Genomic DNA, 19,465 nt, shown 5'->3' with positions numbered 1-19,465 from the left:
TTTAATTTAAAATTTGTTTGACTTCTTTTTCCAATTCTTCATAAGTAAATGAGCGTTCATAAAAATGACTGTTATTATTCTTATAAATTATAGAAGCAGGTATGGAACCTGACCAGTTTTCATCAACTTTAGGTATCCAGGAATTCATATCTACATCATCAAGGGCTATAACTTTTGATTGTAAATTTTTGTCTTTAATAAATGGTTTCAGTTTTTTATCATATAAATGTGGAAAATCTAAACTCACTAATAAAACTTCAACATTTTTATATTCTGCATTCAATTTTTCAAAATAAGGGAGTTCTTTCACACACGGTGCACACCAGGTAGCCCAAAAATTAACAACATGAACTTTATCATCTTGTAAATTCAGGAACTTTTCAAAGCCGGCATAATCATAAACTTCTAACTTAATGTCATTTGCCCCCTGTTCTTGATTTATCACGTTCTCTATAACAGATTGAGAAACTTCGGCAGTTTTTTTGTTTTTTGCACAACCTGTCATTATTAAAATGACAACAAATAATAGTTTTAACTTCATAAGTATAAAAATATACAATAGTTCTTTGTGTATCTTCTAGTTTAACAAACTTTTAATTAAAAAATGAATTAAAGTTTTGTGTAATAATATTTTCATTTCTATATTTGAACCTATCAAAACTAAAAGATGAAATCAATTTTAAATAATACTTGGTGGTGGTGCTTACGAAACTAATCTTCGTGAAGTAGAATCCTAGTATATTTAAAAATAAAAATATCAAAAGGCTTGTCATTCACGACAAGCCTTTTTTATGTTACATATGAAAAAATTTAGTCTTTACACACATCACAAACGTATCCTAACCGATACTATTACACCTGTAACGGTTTATTATAAGATCCGTGATAAATATCCAAATAGTATTCTTCTGGAAAGTGGTGATTATCACAGAAATCATAAAAACTTTTCATACATCTGTTTTAATCCCATAGCTTCTATAAAAGTTGAAAACGAAGTTATTTCTCAAACCTTCCCGGATGGGAGTACTACTGCATTAAACATTACTGAAACTGTCAATGTAGTGGATGAGATCTATAATTTCACTAAGCGATTTGACACCAAATCTGAAGAAAATTTCAAATTTATCAATAACGGTATTTTTGGTTACACCGCTTATGATGCAGTAAGGTACTTTGAGGATATTGAAATCGGGAAAAAAGATGACTCGGTTGTTATTCCTGATATTTACTATGCGGTTTACCAGAATATTATTGCCATTAATCACTTTAAAAATGAGGCCTATATTTTTGCACATTGTTTTGAAGGCGTTGAAAATAACATAGATGCCATTGATAAACTTATTAATGTTCAGAACTTTGCTTCATACAATTTTAGTGCAAAGGGAGAGATTCAATCTAATCTTACAGATGAAGAGTTTAAAGACCATGTGGAACTAGCAAAAAAGCATTGTGGCCGTGGGGATGTATTCCAATTAGTACTATCAAGGCGTTTTTCACAAGAATACTCCGGTGATGATTTTAATATTTACCGGGCTTTAAGAAGTATTAACCCATCTCCCTACCTATTCTATTTTGATTATGGTGATTTTAAAATATTTGGCAGTTCACCGGAAGCACAACTTATTGTAACTGACAAATTAGCTGAAATCCATCCTATTGCAGGAACATTTAAACGTACCGGTGATGAGCAAAAGGATGAAATTCTGGCTGAAAAACTAAAAAAGGATGATAAAGAAAATGCAGAACATGTTATGCTTGTGGATCTGGCCAGAAATGATTTAAGCAGGCATGGAAGCCAGGTAAAAGTTGAAACATACAGAGAGGTTCAGTTTTTCTCTCATGTCATTCATTTAGTTAGTAAGGTTACCGGACAAAAGCACAATACCACCTCTACTATGCAAGTGGTTGCCGATACATTTCCTGCCGGCACATTAAGTGGAGCTCCAAAACACAGAGCCATGCAATTGATAGAACAATATGAAAAAACCAGTCGTGGATATTATGGTGGCGCTATAGGATTTATGGATTTTGAAGGTGATTTTAATCATGCCATCATGATTCGTACATTTTTAAGCAAGGATTATAAATTAAATTGGCAAGCCGGTGCAGGTTTGGTATCTAAATCAAACAAAGAAGATGAATTACAAGAAGTATATAATAAGTTAGGCGCATTAACCAAAGCTATTCAATTAGCAGAAGATATTTGAGTTTATAAAGTTTAAAATAAAAAATTAACCAAAATTGTCTCCCCAGGGGGAATTAAGAGGGCTTATGAAAAAAGTATTAGTTATAGATAATTACGACAGTTTCACATACAATCTTGTACATTATTTAGAAGATTTAGACTGCGATGTTACTGTAGTGAGAAACGACAAGTTGGTTTTGGAAGATGTACAACCTTTTAATAAAATAGTGCTATCTCCAGGCCCCGGTATTCCGGATGAAGCTGGGTTATTAAAACCAATTATTGAAAAATATGCAGCTACTAAAAGTATTTTTGGTGTTTGCCTGGGGCAGCAAGCCATTGGAGAAGTATTTGGAGGTTCTTTAGTGAATCTGGAGGATGTATACCATGGCGTTGCAACCCATGTGACCATAAGCGTAGATGATGAATACATCTTCAAAGACCTAGATAAAGATATCGAAGTAGGACGTTACCATTCGTGGGTTGTTAGCCCTGACTTACCAGAAAGTTTAGAAGCCACTTCCTTTGATGCAAACGGACAAGTTATGTCTTTAAGGCATAAAGAATATGATGTTAGAGGTGTACAATACCATCCTGAATCTGTATTAACACCAACAGGAAAAAAGATACTGGAGAACTGGGTCAATAATTAACCATGAGTTATTAACCTTTCTCAAAATTAATGAATTCACAAAATAGCCAATAGTCAAAAGCTAATGGCCAAAGTTAAAAAAATGAAAGATATACTAAACAGGCTTATAAATCATGAGACCATATCGACTGAGGAAGCTAAACAGGTTATTGTTAATATATCAAATGACCTGTACAACCCTAGTCAAATAGCATGTTTTTTGTCAGTTTATATGATGCGAAGTATCACTATTGAAGAACTGCAAGGCTTTAGAAATGCCCTTTTAGAGCTTTGTATATCCATAGACCTTAGCGACTTTAATGCCATTGATATTGTGGGTACGGGAGGTGATGGTAAAAACACCTTCAACATTTCCACCTTGTCATCTTTTATTACCGCAGGTGCTGGAGTTAATGTTTCCAAACATGGCAACTATGGTGTGTCATCTACTTCGGGTTCATCTAATGTCATGGAAAATTTAGGTGTAAAATTCTCCAATGATGAAGATTTTTTAAAACGCTGTTTAGACAAAGCCGGCATATGTATTTTACACGCCCCATTGTTTCATCCGGCAATGAAAAATGTTGCTCCTATTCGCAGGGCATTAGGTGTTAAAACTTTTTTTAATATGTTAGGCCCTATGGTTAACCCTTCATTTCCAAAAAATCAAATGTTGGGAGTTTATAGTTTAGAACTTTTACGCCTTTATAGCTTTATATATCAAAATACAGACAAGAACTATAATATTGTTTACGCCCTTGATGGCTATGATGAAATTTCATTAACCGGAAAGGCAAAAATTGTTTCCAATCATACTGAAAAGCTTTTTTCGCCAGAAGATTTAGGACTTGGTAAAATAAAGCAAGAAGCTATTTTTGGAGGAAATACTGTTGAAGATGCTGCAAAAATATTTGTTGCTATTATAAGTGGAAATGGTACTGAAGCACAAAATAATGTGGTTTGCGCCAATGCAGGTTTAGCTATTGCTACCACAAAACAAATTTCGCATAAAGAAGGCTTTGAAATGGCCAAAACATCGTTATTCTCTGGAAAAGCAAAAGCAAGTTTAGATAAATTGATTGAGTTGAGTAAAAAATAATCCACAGTATGTAATGCGCAGTATAAGGATAATAAACTGTGACTATTGAAAACTGAAGACCGAAATATGAATATTTTAGATAAAATAACATTAGATAAACGCAAAGAAGTTGACCTTAGAAAGCATTTGATTCCGGTTTCTCAATTAGAACAATCTGTTTTATTTGAAAGAGCTACAATATCATTAGCAAATAATTTACGTCAAAGTAATTCGGGAATTATTGCTGAGCACAAACGTCGCTCACCGTCAAAATCAATTATAAATAACGGATTGAACGTTCAAGATGTCGCCAAAGGTTATGAAGATGCAGGTGTTTGTGGTATGTCTGTTTTAACTGACGGCAAATATTTTGGTGGCTCTTTAGACGATTTATTAACAGCAAGAGCAAGTTGCAACTTACCCCTTCTAAGAAAGGAATTCATTATTGACGAATATCAAATAATAGAAGCTAAAGCCTATGGCGCAGATGTTATTTTATTGATCGCAGCCATTCTAACAAGAGAAGAGATCAAGCATTTTTCAGAATGTGCCAAAAGCTTGAATTTGAATGTGCTTTTAGAAGTTCATAACGAAGAAGAATTACACAAATCAATCATGCCCAGTTTAGATATGCTAGGGGTAAACAACAGAAACCTAAAGACTTTTGAAGTCAGTTTAGAAACCAGTAAAAACCTGAGCCATAGTATCCCTGATGATTTTGTAAAAGTATCAGAAAGTGGTATTAGCAATATAGATGCTATTAAAGAATTACAGCCTTATGGTTATCAAGGGTTTTTGATTGGTGAAAACTTTATGAAAACTGATAATCCAGGAGTTAGTGCTACAAACTTTATCAATACTTTAGAAGCATGAAATTAAAGGTCTGTGGAATGAAATATTCAGATAATATAAAACAGGTTGCAGCCTTGCAACCCGATTATCTTGGATTTATATTTTACGAAAAATCCGCAAGACATTTTGATGCTGAAATCATCCCTGATATATCAAATACTATAAAAAAAACAGGCGTATTTGTTGATGCTAGTCTTGGTTTTATTTTAGAAAAAATAAATAAATATGGGTTAAACGCCATTCAATTGCATGGAAAGGAATCTCCGGAATACTGTAAAGACTTGACAAGGATTATTACTGACTCTGCTATTAACTTTGTAGACATTGTAAAAGTATTCTCAATCAAAGATGAATTTAATTTTGACGCCTTAAAACCCTATGAAGGGGTCTGTAATTATTACCTCTTTGACACCAAAGGCAAATTACCCGGAGGTAACGGTTATACGTTTGACTGGAATGTACTTAATAATTACCCTTCAACCAAGCCTTACTTTTTAAGTGGAGGTATAGGGGTTGACCAAATTGAAGACATTAAACTATTTGTAAATAGTGAGGCTTCAACATATTGTTACGCGTTAGATGTAAATAGTAAATTTGAAATAAAGCCCGGATTGAAGGACATAGATAAATTAAAAGAATTTAAAGAAAACTTGTCATTCCGTACTTGATACGGAATCCATTATAAATTGCAACTAAAATTAAAAGACCCTGAATCAAGTTCAGGATGACAAAAGATTATGAATTACAACGTAGACGAAAAAGGATATTACGGGGAATTTGGAGGTGCATTCATACCGGAAATGCTCTATCCAAATGTAGAAGAGTTACGTCAAAACTATTTAAAAGTTATGGCCGAACCGGATTTCCAAAAGGAATTCAACCAGCTTTTAAAAGATTATGTGGGGCGCCCTTCTCCACTCTACTTTGCTAAACGCCTTTCGAAAAAGTATAACACCAAAATTTATTTGAAACGTGAAGATTTAAATCACACCGGCGCCCATAAAATTAACAATACCATTGGTCAAATTTTAATGGCCAAACGTTTAGGTAAAACCAGAATTATTGCCGAAACCGGTGCCGGGCAACACGGTGTTGCAACCGCTACCGTTTGTGCATTAATGGGATTGGAATGCATTGTATATATGGGTGAAATTGATATTGCCAGACAGGCCCCAAACGTAGCCAGGATGAAAATGCTTGGAGCCAAAGTAATACCGGCATTATCTGGTAGCCGTACTTTAAAAGACGCCACAAACGAAGCCATCCGGGATTGGATCAACAACCCTGTAAACACCCATTATATTATTGGTTCTGCTATTGGCCCTCATCCATACCCGGATATGGTAACACGCTTTCAGGCTGTTATTTCAGAGGAGATAAAATGGCAATTAAAAGCGCAAGAAGGTAGAGAAAATCCTGATTATGTAGTGGCCTGTATTGGTGGTGGCAGTAATGCCGCAGGTACCTATTACCACTATTTACATGAAGAAGAAGTAGGCATTATAGCCGTAGAAGCTGCAGGTTTGGGAGTTGATTCCGGAGAAAGTGCTGCAACTTCAGTACTAGGTAAAGAAGGCATTATTCATGGCTGTAAAACGTTGTTAATGCAAACTCAGGACGGACAAATTACCGAACCTTATTCTATTTCTGCAGGCTTAGATTATCCTGGTGTTGGCCCTATGCATTCACATTTATGCAAAACAGGGCGTGCAGCGTTTATGTCTATCACAGATGATGAAGCCATGAATGCCGGTCTGGAACTTTGTAAGTTGGAGGGTATTATTCCAGCTATTGAAAGCTCTCATGCTTTGGCTATTTTTGAACAGAAAACCTTTAAACCAGATGATATTGTGGTTGTGAGTTTATCTGGCCGTGGTGATAAAGATTTAGAGAATTATATAAAGTATTTTAAAATATAAGTTGTGAATAGAATAAATCAAAAACTACAAGAAGACAAGAAACTACTATCCATATACTTTACAGCTGGATATCCAAATATAGATGATACCGTTTCTATTATTCAAGATTTAGAAAAACACGGGGTAGACTTAATTGAAATTGGTTTACCATTTAGTGACCCCTTAGCTGACGGGCCAACCATTCAGGATAGCTCTACTCAGGCTTTAAAAAATGGTATGACCACCAAAGTACTTTTTGATCAATTAAAAGACATTAGAAAAACCGTTAAAATTCCTTTAATCATTATGGGGTATTTTAACCCCATGTTTCAATATGGTGTTGAAGCTTTCTGTAAAAAATGTCAGGAATTGGGTATAGACGGATTGATTATTCCGGATTTGCCCGTTGATGTTTATCATGAACAATATCAAGAAATCTTTGAAAAATACGGACTAATTAATGTGTTTCTAATTACACCGCAAACCAGCGATGAGCGTATTCGTTATATAGACTCTATATCAAACGGGTTTATTTATATGGTAAGCAGTGCCAGTACCACAGGTGCACAATCGGGTTTTGGAGATGAGCAAACAGCCTATTTTGAGCGTATTGCCAAAATGGACTTAAAAAACCCACAAATTATTGGTTTTGGTATTAGTAATAACAACACCTTTACACAAGCAACCAAATACGCTAAAGGGGCTATTATTGGTAGCGCCTTTGTAAAACATGTCACTCATAAAGGTATAAACTCTCTAGATGCCTTCGTAAATAAAATAAAGCATGGTTAAAGAAAAGCATGGTGTTTTCAAATGGTATTTAACCGTTTTGGTGGATAATTATGCTAATTTTTCCGGAAGAGCCAGGCGACAAGAGTATTGGATGTATGTCATATTTTGGATACTTACTGTAATAACCATTAGCATAACATTGGAACTGTTAGAAGATTTTATTGATAATGATTGGAGTTCTGTTACTATTGGTGTTTTCATATTAGCAACATTCATTCCCTGGCTTGCAGTAAATGTTAGAAGGTTACATGATACCGGAAAAAGCGGTAGTTATTTATTTATCAATTTGATTCCTATTGTTGGAAGAATATGGTACATTGTTTTAATGGCTAACTCTGGAGATACTGGCCCCAACCAATACGGTCCCGACCCAAAAGCTCCAATAATAGATGAAATTGATGACATTGGAAAACCTGTAAATCAAGATTAAATGCCTTTAAACATTGTTCTAATAGAGCCTGAAATCCCTAACAACACTGGAAATATCGGGCGATTAGCGTTAGCCTCAGGGTCTCATTTACATTTAGTTAAACCCTTTGGTTTTGAAATTGACGATACTCGACTTAAAAGAGCGGGATTAGATTACTGGCAACACCTTTCTGTGACGTATTATGAAAGCATAGATGAATTTTTCAATATTAACAACAATAAAAAGATGGTTTTTCTATCCAGCCATGGTAATAAGACGCACTGGGATATTCCTTTTGAAGACCATCTCTTTCTAATATTTGGAAAAGAATCTGTAGGATTGCCAAAGCACATATTAAACAAATACTCAAAACAGCTCTATAAAATACCATTATACAGTCAACATGTAAGAAGCTTAAACCTTGCCAATGCTGTTAGTATAGTAGTATATGAAGGATTAAAAAAAATTGACTATATTCATTAAACTTTTTAGATGAAAATTAGTCTAAAAGTTAATTTAACAATTTAAAACACATTGTAAATGAAATCAATAGCTTTAAAATTAGGAACATTGGCCTTAGCCTTGTTTGCATTTTCCACTGCGGAAGCTCAAGAGAAAAAGAAACCTAATCCAGAAAAAATGTTTCAAAGGTTTGATGCCAATAAGGATGGCTCCATTTCACTGGAAGAGTTTAAAGGTAAGAAACGAAAAAATGAAGTTCCTGCTGAAAAATTAGAAAAGCAGTTTGCCCGATTAGATGCTAATTCTGATGGTTCTGTTACTCTGGAAGAATTCACTGAAAGTATGAAAAAGAGAAAAGGAAAAGGCAAAAAGAAAAAACAAGAATAGTTTATTTATAAAATAAATTAAAAAAGCTCAAGTTTCTAACTTGAGCTTTTTTTATCCATTCAATAGGCACAACAGGGATTAGCGTTAATTAAAAATACTCTGAGTATTGCATCACTCTAAAATCAAATGTATTGAATTCAGGATTTTCAGCTTTTAACTGCTTATAAAGTGGTAATCTGCTTATAGAAATATTTGCAGCACCTGAGCCTGAGGTTAGAGAAACGGTTTTAATAATACGCCCTTTTTTAACAGACTCTTGTGCTTTGCCGGGAAGGACCACTTGATGAATCCGTGGTATGTCATTATTTACCAATTCTAACTTCAAATTATAATCTTTTAAATGCTTTCTGAAAAAGTATTCCGGTCCGTTTTTACTATTTCCTCCGGTAAATAATAGTGTATCAATATTTGGATAGGCTTTCAAATAGCTTATAATATTTCTAAGTTTAATGTTTTTCATTCCTAAATCTGAGGCATCTATTTTATCACGCTCACAACTTTCAACAATATCACAAACTCCAATTTTACGCTGTATTAAAAATTGTTTTCTTTCTTCTATAGCTTCTCTGGAATTATCATATCGTAAATTTAGTTGGTGAATTTTATCTATAAACAACCATAGTGAATTATAGTAACTCCCATAGCAAAAATCAACATCTTTCTCTAAAAGCTCTCCGGTTGAAAATCTGGGAGGCGGTAAGGTCCCTACAATAAGCTTTGTAGTGTCTTTTTTAATAAAAGGCGGATACGGATGCTTATGTTTAAACACGTTTTACTTGACTTTTAATTTAAAATTATTATTTTGTTATAAATGTAAAAATTCCTTTTATAGGAATATCAACTAATTTACTAATTATGGGAAAAGGGGATAAAAAAACAAAACGCGGAAAAATAAACCGTGGGACATTTGGAGCAAGAAGACCACGGGTTAAAAAGAAACCATCTATTGAAAACAAAGTTGACATTAGCAATAAAGCTACTGCTAAGTAATATTTAGTTTAATTCTTTTAACAATTTTTCTACTTCCAAAATAGTTGAACGGTAAATACGTTTATTAGTCTTTGTCATATGACTTGATTCTGTATAGATATCGTTCAGAATTTCTATTGCCTCTTCTTCTTTACCTATTTTTAAGAGAAATCTGGCAAGCATTAAACGTTCTTTATAAAAGGAGTATCTAATATCAATTTGTCTTAGATTAACTTCTGCTTCATCAATTTGACCTACATGTTCAAGTGCTAAACCATACAAAAATTGAGTTCTGGATTTATTGAATTCTGATTGGGTTTTAACCTTTTCAGCATACATAATCACATGATCAAAATCTTTAATATTATAATATGCCTCAATCAGTTGGGTTATAGCGTAAAAATTGTTTTGCGAATCGTCTTTTAAAACTTCTAAATATTGAGAAATGGCATTATTATAATCTCCTATTTCTAAATAGGCATCAGCTAGGTTTAATTGATTTTGGTAAGTTTCGGCAAATTGCAACTGCTTTTCTAAATCCCGTATTTTTTTACCAGGGTTTATAATATGGGTAATTTCATTTGTTACTTTTTCGGCATCACGCTTATTGTATACCTGAGTAATGAGATAAATAATGCAGCCAATTGGTGGTAAACATATGATTAAAAACCACCAGTAATACGCATTTCTATGTGTGTATAAATGGTATATGCAATAGCCCTGAAGTGCAATTATTAAATAATAAATCATGACTATCTGATAAAGACCAAATCATTTCCATTTGACATGGGTTCACTAAACCCATATCCTTCATAATTAAATCCTTTTATATCATCAATAGTTTTAGCGTTAGTATCAATAACATAACGTGCCATGTATCCTCTTGCCAGTTTAGCAAAGGTCATAATGGTTTTATATTCACCATTTTTAAAATCCTTAAAGTTAGCAGTTACAACAGGCACCTTTAGAGTTTTTACATCAATAGCCTTAAAATATTCGTTACTTGCAAGGTTTAAAAACAATTCATCATCATCTAATTCTTCATTTAAAGCTTTGGTGATGCTTTTTTTCCAAAATTCATAAAGGTTTTTCTTAACTCCAACAGGCATTTTGGTTCCCATTTCTAATCGATAGGGCTGGATTAAATCTGTTGGTTTTAACAAACCATATAGTCCGGAAAGAATACGTACTGTATTTTGCAGTACTTCAATTTTTTCCTGAGGCACTGTATACACATCCAACCCCCTGTATACATCACCACTAAACGCATAAACTGCTGGCCTTGCATTATCTTTTGTAAACGGTAATTGCCAGGATTGATTACGCTCATAATTTAGCTGCCCAAGAGCATCTGAAATATTCATCAGCTTTGATAAACTTCTTGCTGACTTTTTTTTAAGCAATTTGTTTAAACGTTCTGCTTGCTTTAAAAAACAGGCTTCTGTATTTAGTACAGTTGGCAATTCACTTTCAAAATTAAGTGATTTAGCTGGAGATAAAACTAGTTTCATATATATGACTTATTAGGCATTTCCGTGTCTCCGCTAAGCTACGGTTGCTAAACAGAGTCGAAGCAAATCGAAATAAAAACGGAAACCCTTTATAACAAAACCAAAGTTACAATTACTAATCTACTTTTAAAATCTTAAATAAGAATTATTTGCAATAGTGTTATAAACAGTATTTATTCTATTATTTTTTTTTGAAAATAAAATTGATAATTTCCTTTTTAGGATTGACAAATTAGTTTGAGGTATAACTAAAATAAGTTATCTTAATCAACTATTTTCAAAACTACAGCTATGAAAATATTAATCCGTTCGTTTTATTTACTACTGATTTTAAGTCCTTGTAAAAGTAAAAAAAACAATCCATTACCAAAAATCGCTATTGCAGGTATTGCTATTGAGTCCAGCACATGCTCCCCTTAGACAAAGATATGGACACACCGAACCTGTCAACACGTTTTATACCTTTATCGCATCAATAAATACAATTTAATATATTATGAAAGCTTTTAAAATTATAATAGTCCTAGTGAGTTTAACATTGGTTTCAAATTCATGTACATCACAAGAAGAAAAAGAATTGGCGGTTATGGCCTATTATGTGCCTTCAAATAATTATCCGTTAGAAAATATTCCTTTTGAAAAATTAACACACATCATTTTTTCTTTTACAGAAGTGATAGACAACCAAATGAAATTTAAAAATGAGTCCTCTTCTCAAAAGTTAAAAGATCTGGTAACCTACAAAAAACAATACCCGCACTTAAAAGTGATGATTGCTTGTGGTGGTTGGGGTGGCTGTGCCGGGTTTTCAGATATGGCCAATGATCCTGAATTAAGGCAAAAGTTTGTTAAAAGTACTATGGATTTTATTAAAGAATATGATCTGGATGGCACCGATATGGATTGGGAATATCCTGGCATGAGAGGTGCTGGAAATACCTTTAGAAAAGAAGACACTCAAAACTTCACAGCCTTAATGAAAGAATTAAGAGAAGGCCTGGATGCTACAGGAAAAGATATGACTTTGACCTTTGCCTCTGCGGGCTGGGAACGTTATTATGATCATATTGAGACTTTAGAAGTTATGAAATATGCTGATTACATGAATGTCATGACCTATGATCTAGCCGGTGGCAGCTCTCCTTTTACGGCGCATCACACCAATTTAGGAGCCTTTAGTTTTGATGATATAAAAGGAACTCCTGCTCATGAGTTTGTAACTAAAAGTAAAAGAAAGGGGAATCCGAGATCAGCAGAAAGTATTGTGGACTTCTGTAAAGGCCTAGGAGTGAAACCAGAGCAAATAATTATCGGCGGGGCTTTTTACGGCAGAGGCTGGAAAGGTGTAGGACCGGAAAACAACGGACTGTATCAAAAAAACAATGGCGTTTGGGTTGGCTGGGCTCAATATGCAAACATTAGGAATAAACATGAAGGTAAAGGTGGCTTTGTAGAATATTGGGACCCCATTGCAAAAGCCCCCTATTTATATAATGCCACTGATAGCTTATTTATATCTTACGATAACCCTAAATCCGTGCAATTAAAAACAAAATATGTTAAAAACAACGGATTAGGCGGTATTATGTTCTGGCAACTAACCGATGATGCACAACAAAATGGCTTGTTAGATGCTATTCATGAAGAAGTTATAAAAGATTAAACTTACTCCATATGCTTAGTATACCCTCTCCATTTCTCAATGCACAGTTGCATATCTTCTGGAATAGGAGTGTCAAAAGACATAAACTTGCCTGTTGTTGGATGCGTAAATCCTAATGTTTTAGCATGAAGTGCCTGCCTGGGTAATACTTTAAAACAGTTTTCTACAAACTGCTTGTATTTAGTAAATGTTGTTCCTTTTAAGATCTTTTCACCACCATAGCGTTCATCATTAAAAAGGGTGTGCCCCATGTGCTTCATATGTACACGTATTTGATGTGTACGTCCGGTTTCCAATTTACAGGACACTACGGTAACATACCCCAAGCGTTCTATAACCTTATAATGCGTAATGGCCGGCTTACCTTTTTCAGCCTCATCACCTAAAAACACTGTATTTTGCAACCTGTTCCTGGGATGACGTCCTATATGGCCTTCTATAGAGCCTTTATCTTCTTCAATATTCCCCCAAACCAAAGCTACATATTCACGTTCACTGGTTTTTTCTGCAAACTGTAAGGATAAATGTGTCATAGCCTGTTCGGTTTTTGCCACCACTAAAAGCCCACTTGTATCTTTATCAATTCTGTGTACTAAACCCGGACGTTCACTTGAATTATTTGGCAAATTATCAAACTTATAAATCAGAGCATTTATAAGTGTTCCTGAATAATTTCCATGCCCCGGATGCACTACCATCCCTGCAGGTTTATTAACTACTAAAAGATCATCATCTTCATAAACTACATCAATATCAATAGCTTCTCCAACCAATAAATTTTCATGTGGCGGGTGGGTAAATAATACACGAATGGTATCATTTGGCTTAACTTTGTAGCTGGATTTTACCGGAACATCATTTACAAAAATACTGCCGTTTTTTGCTGCAGCCTGAATTTTGTTACGGGTTGCATTTTCAACAAAATTCATTAAATATTTATCAATACGTAACGGTGTTTGGCCTTTATCAACAACAAAAGCATGATGCTCATAAAGGTTGTCTTCATCTGGTAATTGCGGTGTATAATCGTCCATGGTTTAAGGGCGTTTACCATTACCAAGCTCTAAATCAATCACTGAAGTTTTAGCCAATTTATCACCCGGACTTAAAACTTTTCCCTGATGTGATAATTTGAGCACCATATCTTTACCAATATTATTCACATAAGTAATTTTTCCCACTTTAAACCCCAAAGCTTCCAGAGTTGGTTTTACCTGACGGAACGTTTTATCTATTAAGCCATCCGGAATGTTCATTTTTCTATATCCTGACGGGTTAAGTGTAATGTATATCTTTCTGTTTTCTTTTACTTTAGATCCTGCCACAGGTTCTTGTTCTATTACAGAAAATTTTGGATAGTCAGGATTGTAATTGGCTGAATCCTGAATTTTCATTACTAAATTATTGTCATTTAATTCTACCTGAGCAACACTAATAGACTTTCCTTTCAAATCAGGAACTGTTTCAAAATCACCATGGTTAGTAGATACATTTAACCATTTTAAAATAACATAGCATAACACAACAATTGCTACAACAGCCAATAAAATTTGTTTTAAAAACGTTTTGCTGGTAAAGAATTTTATAATACTCATTTATAGATTTTTGGATTAAGCAAATATATAAAAACAGAACTGTTTTTTCTTTTGCAATTTATATGATATTTTAGCTTGCCTATAATAAATACGTTTTATTATAGCTTTTAGATGAATATAATTTAGTAGTGATGAGATTTCTGTTATTACAGAAATAAAAAAAGTAATTGATGAAAAAAAATATAGCCATCATAATGGGAGGTTATTCCAGCGAATATCAAATTTCATTAACCAGCGGAAATGTAGTTTATGAAACCTTAGACACTGAAAAGTACACCCCTTACCGCATACATATTTTCGAGAACAAATGGGTACATGTTGATGATAACAATAACGAATTTACTGTTGATAAAAATGATTTTTCAGTAATGGTTAACAATACAAAAATCTCATTTGATTGTGTCTTTAATGCCATTCACGGCTCTCCGGGAGAGGATGGTTTTATGCAAGGATATTTTGAATTATTGAATATGCCACATACCAGCTGTAATATGTATCAGGCAGCTTTAACTTTTAACAAACGTGACCTGTTAAGTGTTTTAAAACCCTATGGTATTAAAACTGCTGAGTCTTTTTATTTAAACCTTGGAGATCCCATTAATGAAGATACTATTATTGCTAAAGTTGGATTACCATGTTTTGTAAAAGCTAATAAAGCAGGAAGTAGTTTTGGTGTGAGTAAAGCTCACAAAAAGGAAGACTTACAAAAGGCAATTGAAGTGGCTTTTAAAGAAGATGATGAAATCATCATTGAGTCATTTTTAGATGGTATAGAAGTATCTGTTGGGGTTATTACTTATAAAGGCAAAACAACAGTATTGCCTATAACAGAAATAGTTTCTGAAAATGACTTTTTTGATTATGAGGCAAAATACTTGGGGAAATCACAAGAAATCACACCTGCCAGATTAACTAAAGTACAAGAAGAAAAAGTAATTGCTGAAGCCAAAAAGGTTTATGAAGTTTTGAAAATGAAAGGATTTAGCAGAAGTGAATTTATTTTTAAAGATGGAGAACCTCATTTATTAGAAATGAATACGGTGCCCGGTTTAACTAGAGAAAGTATATTACCACAGCAAGCAGCTGCAGCTAATATTTCATTAACTGAACTGTTTGATAATGCTATTCAGGAAGCTTTGAAATAATTTATAGTTATCTTTGAATTGGAATGTTAAATAATCATTTTTAATGAAACGTGCTTTATTCCCAGGATCATTTGATCCATTAACATTAGGACATTACGATATTATTAAACGTGGTGTTACACTTTTTGATGAAGTTATTGTAGCTATTGGTGTTAATGCCGCTAAAAAATATATGTTTTCTCTTGACGAACGCAAAGCTTTTATTGAAAAAACCTTTGCTGATGATCCCAAGGTAAAAGTAGTAACTTACAAAGGCTTAACGGTAGATTTTTGTCAAAGTATAGGGGTAGAGTTTATTTTACGTGGTTTACGAAATCCGGCAGATTTTGAATTTGAAAAAGCCATTGCGCACACAAACAGGGATCTCGCTCCTATTGAAACTGTTTTTCTTTTAACCTCTGCAGACACCTCTTATATTGCTTCTAATATTGTAAGGGATGTGATTAGAAATAATGGAGATTACACCAAGTTAGTCCCTAAAAGTGTAAGAGTAAAATAATTTATTATACCTGTAGTTGTCCTTAAAATATGGAAAATATAGAGCAGCCCATAATTGTTGAACAAACTTTTAATACGTCCATAAAAAATGTTTGGAATGCCATAACGGTACTTGATAAAATGACACAATGGTTTTTTCCTAACATTCCATCTTTTGAGCCTGTTGTTGGATTTAAAACCCGATTTATCATTCAGGTTGAAGATAGAATATTTCCGCATTTATGGACATTGACAGAAGTAATTCCAATGAAGAAAATATCCTATGAATGGAAGTTCGAGGGGTATACTGGTAGTGGAATTTCAACTTTTGAACTAAGCCACATAGAGAATCAAACAAAACTAAAACTGACCTTCACAGTACTCGAAAATTTCCCTGACAACATCCCTGAATTCAAAAGAGAAAGTGGGGTTGCAGGCTGGAATTATTTCATTAATGAAAGCTTAAAAGCATATTTGGAAGCGGAAAACTTAAAATAAAACCCTTAAAAACCACTATAAGTATACCTCCAAGATTCTGGCTGATCTTGATTGCAATTTAACGGCTTCAACTGTTGCCGGTAACAAAATAGTTTCTCCTGTATTGACTGGCATGACCTCATTATCGTGGGCTATTTCAAATTCGCCTTCTACACACATATAGATCACAAACGAATCCAACGCCCTATAATCCTTCTCTAAAACTCCCCTTAATTGAATAATATCTGTCTTAAAATAAGGCGAATGTACCAATTTTGTGGACTGGTTTGCTTCTACTGCATAATCTGTTTTGTAATTGTCATATAATTGATAATCTATGGCCTCCAGTGCCTGTTCCGTATGCAACTCCCTTTGGTTGCCTGAGGCATCTACCCGTTCATAATCATAGATCCGGTAGGTAATATCTGAGGTTTGCTGGATTTCTGCCAATACCGCCCCCGCTCCTATAGCATGTACCCGTCCAGTAGGAATATAAAAAGTGTCTCCTGCCTTTATCTTTTCTGTATTTAAAATATCTAAGAGCTTGCCCTTATGCAATGCTTCTACATATTCCTCCTGGGATACGGCTTTATTAAACCCTACTGTGAGTTCTGCGTCTTTATCTGTATCCATAATATACCACATCTCATTCTTCCCAAACGAGTTATGTCTGGATTTTGCCAACTCATTATTGGGATGTACCTGGATAGATAAAGGGGTTTTGGCATCAATGAACTTGATCAATATGGGAAAGGCGTCTCCAAATTGTTTGTAAACCTTATCCCCTACAAATTCACCTTTATAGGTGCTGATCAGGTCTCTTAGTGACTGGCCTTTTAATGCTCCGTTTGAAACTACTGATATATCGCCTTCTACATCTGATATCTCCCAACTCTCTCCTATATTGGTCTTAGTGGATGGCTTCTTAAAGGTACTGACTAACTTCTCTCCACCCCAAATGCGCTCTTTTAATATGGGTTCAAATTTTATTGGATATCCTTTCATGGTCTTTAATTTATTTTATTGGTTGCAGAACAATTAACTTCTTTATTGAAATATTAAAGTTAACTCTAAATTTTAGCTTAAATAATATGCTAATATAGCTATTTAGCAAACTGAATAAAAGATTAACCTATTCTATCAAACCTAAACGTCTCATTACCTTGCTTTACATGAAAAAAATTACAATTTGAATAATGTACAATCTCAAATTCTGTATTGTAATCAAACAACTCATTTTTAACTACAAACAGGTCATCTACATCTACATGACCATAAGGCGAAATGCGCCTGTATCTATATTCCAGATCATGATTAGTTTGATGCAGTTCATACCAGGCCCCAGCCGCAATACCCGACAGCCATTGTGCGTTTTTATGTAAGCCGTCAACAGGTTTAGGCTCTAAAGTACCAATAAATGACGGTTTATGATCTTTAAGCTTATCCAAAAAACAACGTAGATTTTCACTTTTTTGTGAGCCCTTAAATTGAGAGATCAATCCGGTTTCAGAAACTTCATAAACATGATTTTCAGTATCTGCTAGCAGTACATTGCCCACCGTGCTCGGGGTGAACCATTTAGACTTTTTAAGTTTCTTTTTTATAATAGTATCTGTTACCGAAGCAATTAAACTATCGGTTACAAAACGAGCACAATTACAAGCCTCTTTTATAAAAGCGGCATACCGAATAAAGTGTTTATCCTGCATATCAGTAATATGCATTCGGGCCAGATCATAATCAACATGCTTACAAACTGAAGCTACTAATTTACCATCTCCATGCGTAATTTTAGGGTGTGTTGCCAAATATTCTAAAATGGCATCCAGATTTTCAATAGTGTTACCGTTTATTTCGGCTTTTATTGGAAAATGCAGTTCATTATCAGTATCCCGTCCACGCACTCTACCTGTTGGTTCGGGAGTAATATAACGTCCAAAATCATGATATTCCAGAATGCCTGTTTCTTTATGGATCAATACCAAAGCTGCATGTCCCGCACGCAAATAGTTTTTTGTACCTACGCCTACATATTTTAAAAAAGGAGAAAACCACTCTTCTGATACCATCACAATAGTATCCGGGTAAGCCAGTGTTAAAATGATTCCTGTATTATTCATTTACAACCTGGGGTGAATTGAAGGTTTTAGTGTTAACCACATTATTTTCCAGGCTTTCATACTGCATACTTACATTTGAATGATTCTTTTCAACCTGGGTTATACTTGTCGTTTTAACAAAACCACGGTCCATAACAACACCAAAATCTTCATTACCCTTTCCAGCAGTTTTATGGAATGTCAATAAAGCATCTGCATTCAATTTGTTTTCAGATTTAAAATCATTGAACCAGTTTAAACGCTCCTGTTTCATTGTTTCAGAATACAATGTTGAAGATGACCATATTTTAGGGGCTAATGGTAAGGCTTTAAAATGTTTCTTTTCTCCATCCCAAACCAGTTCCAAAAATTTTAAAGTCTCGTTCCAATCGGCAATCACTATAGTAAAAGGTTCAATACCATTAAAATCATAAGCTTCAATTGTAGCTTCAATAGCATCAGAGACCATAAGATCCTTGGCAACAACCCCTCTACTGGTTCTGTATTTTGGTTTTCGTTGGTGTAGTACAAACCCTCCGTTAAGCACACAAACTACACGTTTTTTTTCGCTTACCCCAATCCAGGTACCTCCTGCCAAATTATCTTTTGGAAATAAAAGCCTGGTATTTTCAATAGTATAAAAATCCGGGCTAAGCGATATCCTGTTAGGGGCTTCATCGCGGTTAGAAGTTAAAACAAAGTCTTCTTTTCCTTTTGGAATAATAGTTACTGTACACATAAAAATTGTAGTCTGTAATCACTGGGGCAACTTACAAAAAATAATCAAAATTTAACGTCATTTTATGAAGACAAACTCATAATTAATCATTTGAAA

General features: G+C 34.1%; 24 protein-coding genes. 15 read left to right on the top strand and 9 right to left on the bottom strand.

Features of this window, described 5'->3' with window-relative positions:
* Nucleotide 1: 1 nt before the first annotated feature.
* Nucleotides 2–541, bottom strand: coding sequence for a TlpA family protein disulfide reductase (locus VOI54_RS09000; RefSeq protein WP_326282411.1), 540 nt, complete (start codon nucleotides 539–541; stop codon nucleotides 2–4).
* Nucleotides 542–800: 259 nt separating this feature from the next.
* Between VOI54_RS09000 and VOI54_RS08995 the strand changes: the two genes are divergently transcribed.
* From VOI54_RS08995 to VOI54_RS08950, 10 genes are all read left to right on the top strand, one after another.
* Nucleotides 801–2,207 carry an anthranilate synthase component I family protein gene (locus VOI54_RS08995; RefSeq protein ID WP_326282409.1) on the top strand — a complete coding sequence of 469 codons (1,407 nt, stop codon included), beginning with the start codon at nucleotides 801–803 and terminating at the stop codon, nucleotides 2,205–2,207.
* 64 nt (nucleotides 2,208–2,271) lie between these two features.
* Nucleotides 2,272–2,838, top strand: a complete 567-nt coding sequence (locus VOI54_RS08990; RefSeq protein ID WP_326282408.1) for an anthranilate synthase component II — start codon at nucleotides 2,272–2,274, stop codon at nucleotides 2,836–2,838.
* A gap of 81 nt (nucleotides 2,839–2,919) precedes the next feature.
* A complete protein-coding gene (gene trpD, locus VOI54_RS08985; RefSeq protein ID WP_326282407.1) occupies nucleotides 2,920–3,915 on the top strand; it encodes an anthranilate phosphoribosyltransferase in 996 nt (331 codons plus the stop codon).
* 66 nt (nucleotides 3,916–3,981) lie between these two features.
* Nucleotides 3,982–4,767, top strand: coding sequence for an indole-3-glycerol phosphate synthase TrpC (trpC, locus tag VOI54_RS08980; RefSeq protein WP_326283148.1), 786 nt, complete (start codon nucleotides 3,982–3,984; stop codon nucleotides 4,765–4,767).
* Entirely contained in the window at nucleotides 4,764–5,414 is a 651-nt protein-coding gene (locus tag VOI54_RS08975) for a phosphoribosylanthranilate isomerase (protein WP_326282406.1), read from the top strand. The genes trpC and VOI54_RS08975 overlap by 4 nt, the downstream gene beginning before the upstream one ends.
* A 69-nt stretch (nucleotides 5,415–5,483) precedes the next feature.
* Entirely contained in the window at nucleotides 5,484–6,665 is a 1,182-nt protein-coding gene (gene trpB, locus VOI54_RS08970) for a tryptophan synthase subunit beta (RefSeq protein ID WP_326282405.1), read from the top strand.
* 3 nt (nucleotides 6,666–6,668) lie between these two features.
* A complete protein-coding gene (gene trpA / locus VOI54_RS08965; RefSeq protein ID WP_326282404.1) occupies nucleotides 6,669–7,436 on the top strand; it encodes a tryptophan synthase subunit alpha in 768 nt (255 codons plus the stop codon).
* Nucleotides 7,429–7,866 (top strand): DUF805 domain-containing protein, encoded by a 438-nt coding sequence (locus tag VOI54_RS08960; protein ID WP_326282403.1) that lies wholly within the window; start codon nucleotides 7,429–7,431, stop codon nucleotides 7,864–7,866. Before trpA ends, VOI54_RS08960 begins: the two co-directional genes overlap by 8 nt.
* Nucleotides 7,867–8,328, top strand: coding sequence for a tRNA (cytidine(34)-2'-O)-methyltransferase (locus tag VOI54_RS08955; protein WP_326282402.1), 462 nt, complete (start codon nucleotides 7,867–7,869; stop codon nucleotides 8,326–8,328).
* 57 nt (nucleotides 8,329–8,385) lie between these two features.
* Complete coding sequence (locus VOI54_RS08950; protein ID WP_326282401.1) at nucleotides 8,386–8,694, top strand: EF-hand domain-containing protein; 309 nt, start codon at nucleotides 8,386–8,388, stop codon at nucleotides 8,692–8,694.
* A gap of 88 nt (nucleotides 8,695–8,782) precedes the next feature.
* Here VOI54_RS08950 and VOI54_RS08945 read toward each other — a convergent pair whose 3' ends face one another.
* Complete coding sequence (locus tag VOI54_RS08945; RefSeq protein ID WP_326282400.1) at nucleotides 8,783–9,463, bottom strand: uracil-DNA glycosylase family protein; 681 nt, start codon at nucleotides 9,461–9,463, stop codon at nucleotides 8,783–8,785.
* Nucleotides 9,464–9,549: 86 nt separating this feature from the next.
* Here VOI54_RS08945 and VOI54_RS08940 point away from each other — a divergent pair, with 86 nt between their 5' ends.
* Nucleotides 9,550–9,684 (top strand): 30S ribosomal protein THX, encoded by a 135-nt coding sequence (locus VOI54_RS08940; protein WP_326282398.1) that lies wholly within the window; start codon nucleotides 9,550–9,552, stop codon nucleotides 9,682–9,684.
* 3 nt (nucleotides 9,685–9,687) lie between these two features.
* Here the strand turns inward: VOI54_RS08940 and VOI54_RS08935 are convergent, their stop codons facing one another.
* Together VOI54_RS08935 and yaaA are read right to left on the bottom strand one after the other, a co-directional pair.
* Nucleotides 9,688–10,413, bottom strand: a complete 726-nt coding sequence (locus VOI54_RS08935) for a tetratricopeptide repeat protein (protein WP_326282397.1) — start codon at nucleotides 10,411–10,413, stop codon at nucleotides 9,688–9,690.
* A gap of 2 nt (nucleotides 10,414–10,415) precedes the next feature.
* Nucleotides 10,416–11,174: a peroxide stress protein YaaA gene (gene yaaA, locus VOI54_RS08930; RefSeq protein WP_326282395.1), complete on the bottom strand. Its 759-nt coding sequence runs from the start codon at nucleotides 11,172–11,174 to the stop codon at nucleotides 10,416–10,418.
* Nucleotides 11,175–11,670: 496 nt separating this feature from the next.
* Between yaaA and VOI54_RS08925 the strand changes: the two genes are divergently transcribed.
* Nucleotides 11,671–12,837, top strand: coding sequence for a glycoside hydrolase family 18 protein (locus tag VOI54_RS08925; protein WP_326282394.1), 1,167 nt, complete (start codon nucleotides 11,671–11,673; stop codon nucleotides 12,835–12,837).
* A 2-nt stretch (nucleotides 12,838–12,839) separates the two neighbouring features.
* Here the strand turns inward: VOI54_RS08925 and VOI54_RS08920 are convergent, their stop codons facing one another.
* Both VOI54_RS08920 and VOI54_RS08915 read right to left on the bottom strand, forming a co-directional pair.
* Nucleotides 12,840–13,871, bottom strand: coding sequence for an RluA family pseudouridine synthase (locus VOI54_RS08920; RefSeq protein WP_326282393.1), 1,032 nt, complete (start codon nucleotides 13,869–13,871; stop codon nucleotides 12,840–12,842).
* Nucleotides 13,872–13,874: 3 nt separating this feature from the next.
* Nucleotides 13,875–14,432 (bottom strand): PASTA domain-containing protein, encoded by a 558-nt coding sequence (locus VOI54_RS08915; protein WP_326282392.1) that lies wholly within the window; start codon nucleotides 14,430–14,432, stop codon nucleotides 13,875–13,877.
* Between the two features lie 170 nt (nucleotides 14,433–14,602).
* Here VOI54_RS08915 and VOI54_RS08910 point away from each other — a divergent pair, with 170 nt between their 5' ends.
* The 3 genes from VOI54_RS08910 to VOI54_RS08900 are packed head-to-tail and all read left to right on the top strand — an operon-like array spanning nucleotide 14,603 to nucleotide 16,552.
* Nucleotides 14,603–15,577, top strand: coding sequence for a D-alanine--D-alanine ligase (locus VOI54_RS08910; RefSeq protein WP_326282391.1), 975 nt, complete (start codon nucleotides 14,603–14,605; stop codon nucleotides 15,575–15,577).
* 43 nt (nucleotides 15,578–15,620) lie between these two features.
* Nucleotides 15,621–16,076, top strand: a complete 456-nt coding sequence (gene coaD / locus VOI54_RS08905) for a pantetheine-phosphate adenylyltransferase (protein ID WP_326282390.1) — start codon at nucleotides 15,621–15,623, stop codon at nucleotides 16,074–16,076.
* 29 nt (nucleotides 16,077–16,105) lie between these two features.
* Nucleotides 16,106–16,552 carry an SRPBCC family protein gene (locus VOI54_RS08900; RefSeq protein ID WP_326282388.1) on the top strand — a complete coding sequence of 149 codons (447 nt, stop codon included), beginning with the start codon at nucleotides 16,106–16,108 and terminating at the stop codon, nucleotides 16,550–16,552.
* 15 nt (nucleotides 16,553–16,567) lie between these two features.
* Here the strand turns inward: VOI54_RS08900 and VOI54_RS08895 are convergent, their stop codons facing one another.
* The 3 genes from VOI54_RS08895 to VOI54_RS08885 form a co-directional block, all read right to left on the bottom strand.
* Complete coding sequence (locus VOI54_RS08895; protein WP_326282387.1) at nucleotides 16,568–17,536, bottom strand: type I phosphomannose isomerase catalytic subunit; 969 nt, start codon at nucleotides 17,534–17,536, stop codon at nucleotides 16,568–16,570.
* 122 nt (nucleotides 17,537–17,658) lie between these two features.
* Nucleotides 17,659–18,651 (bottom strand): DUF6695 family protein, encoded by a 993-nt coding sequence (locus tag VOI54_RS08890; RefSeq protein ID WP_326282386.1) that lies wholly within the window; start codon nucleotides 18,649–18,651, stop codon nucleotides 17,659–17,661.
* Nucleotides 18,644–19,369, bottom strand: coding sequence for an NRDE family protein (locus VOI54_RS08885; RefSeq protein WP_326282385.1), 726 nt, complete (start codon nucleotides 19,367–19,369; stop codon nucleotides 18,644–18,646). Before VOI54_RS08885 ends, VOI54_RS08890 begins: the two co-directional genes overlap by 8 nt.
* Nucleotides 19,370–19,465 lie beyond the last annotated feature (96 nt).

It is taken from the genome of Alterotamlana spongicola, assembly GCF_035818475.1.
In the GTDB taxonomy this organism is placed as follows: Bacteria; Bacteroidota; Bacteroidia; order Flavobacteriales; family Flavobacteriaceae; genus Cognatitamlana.
This window is presented reverse-complemented; position numbering and strand designations above follow the sequence as displayed.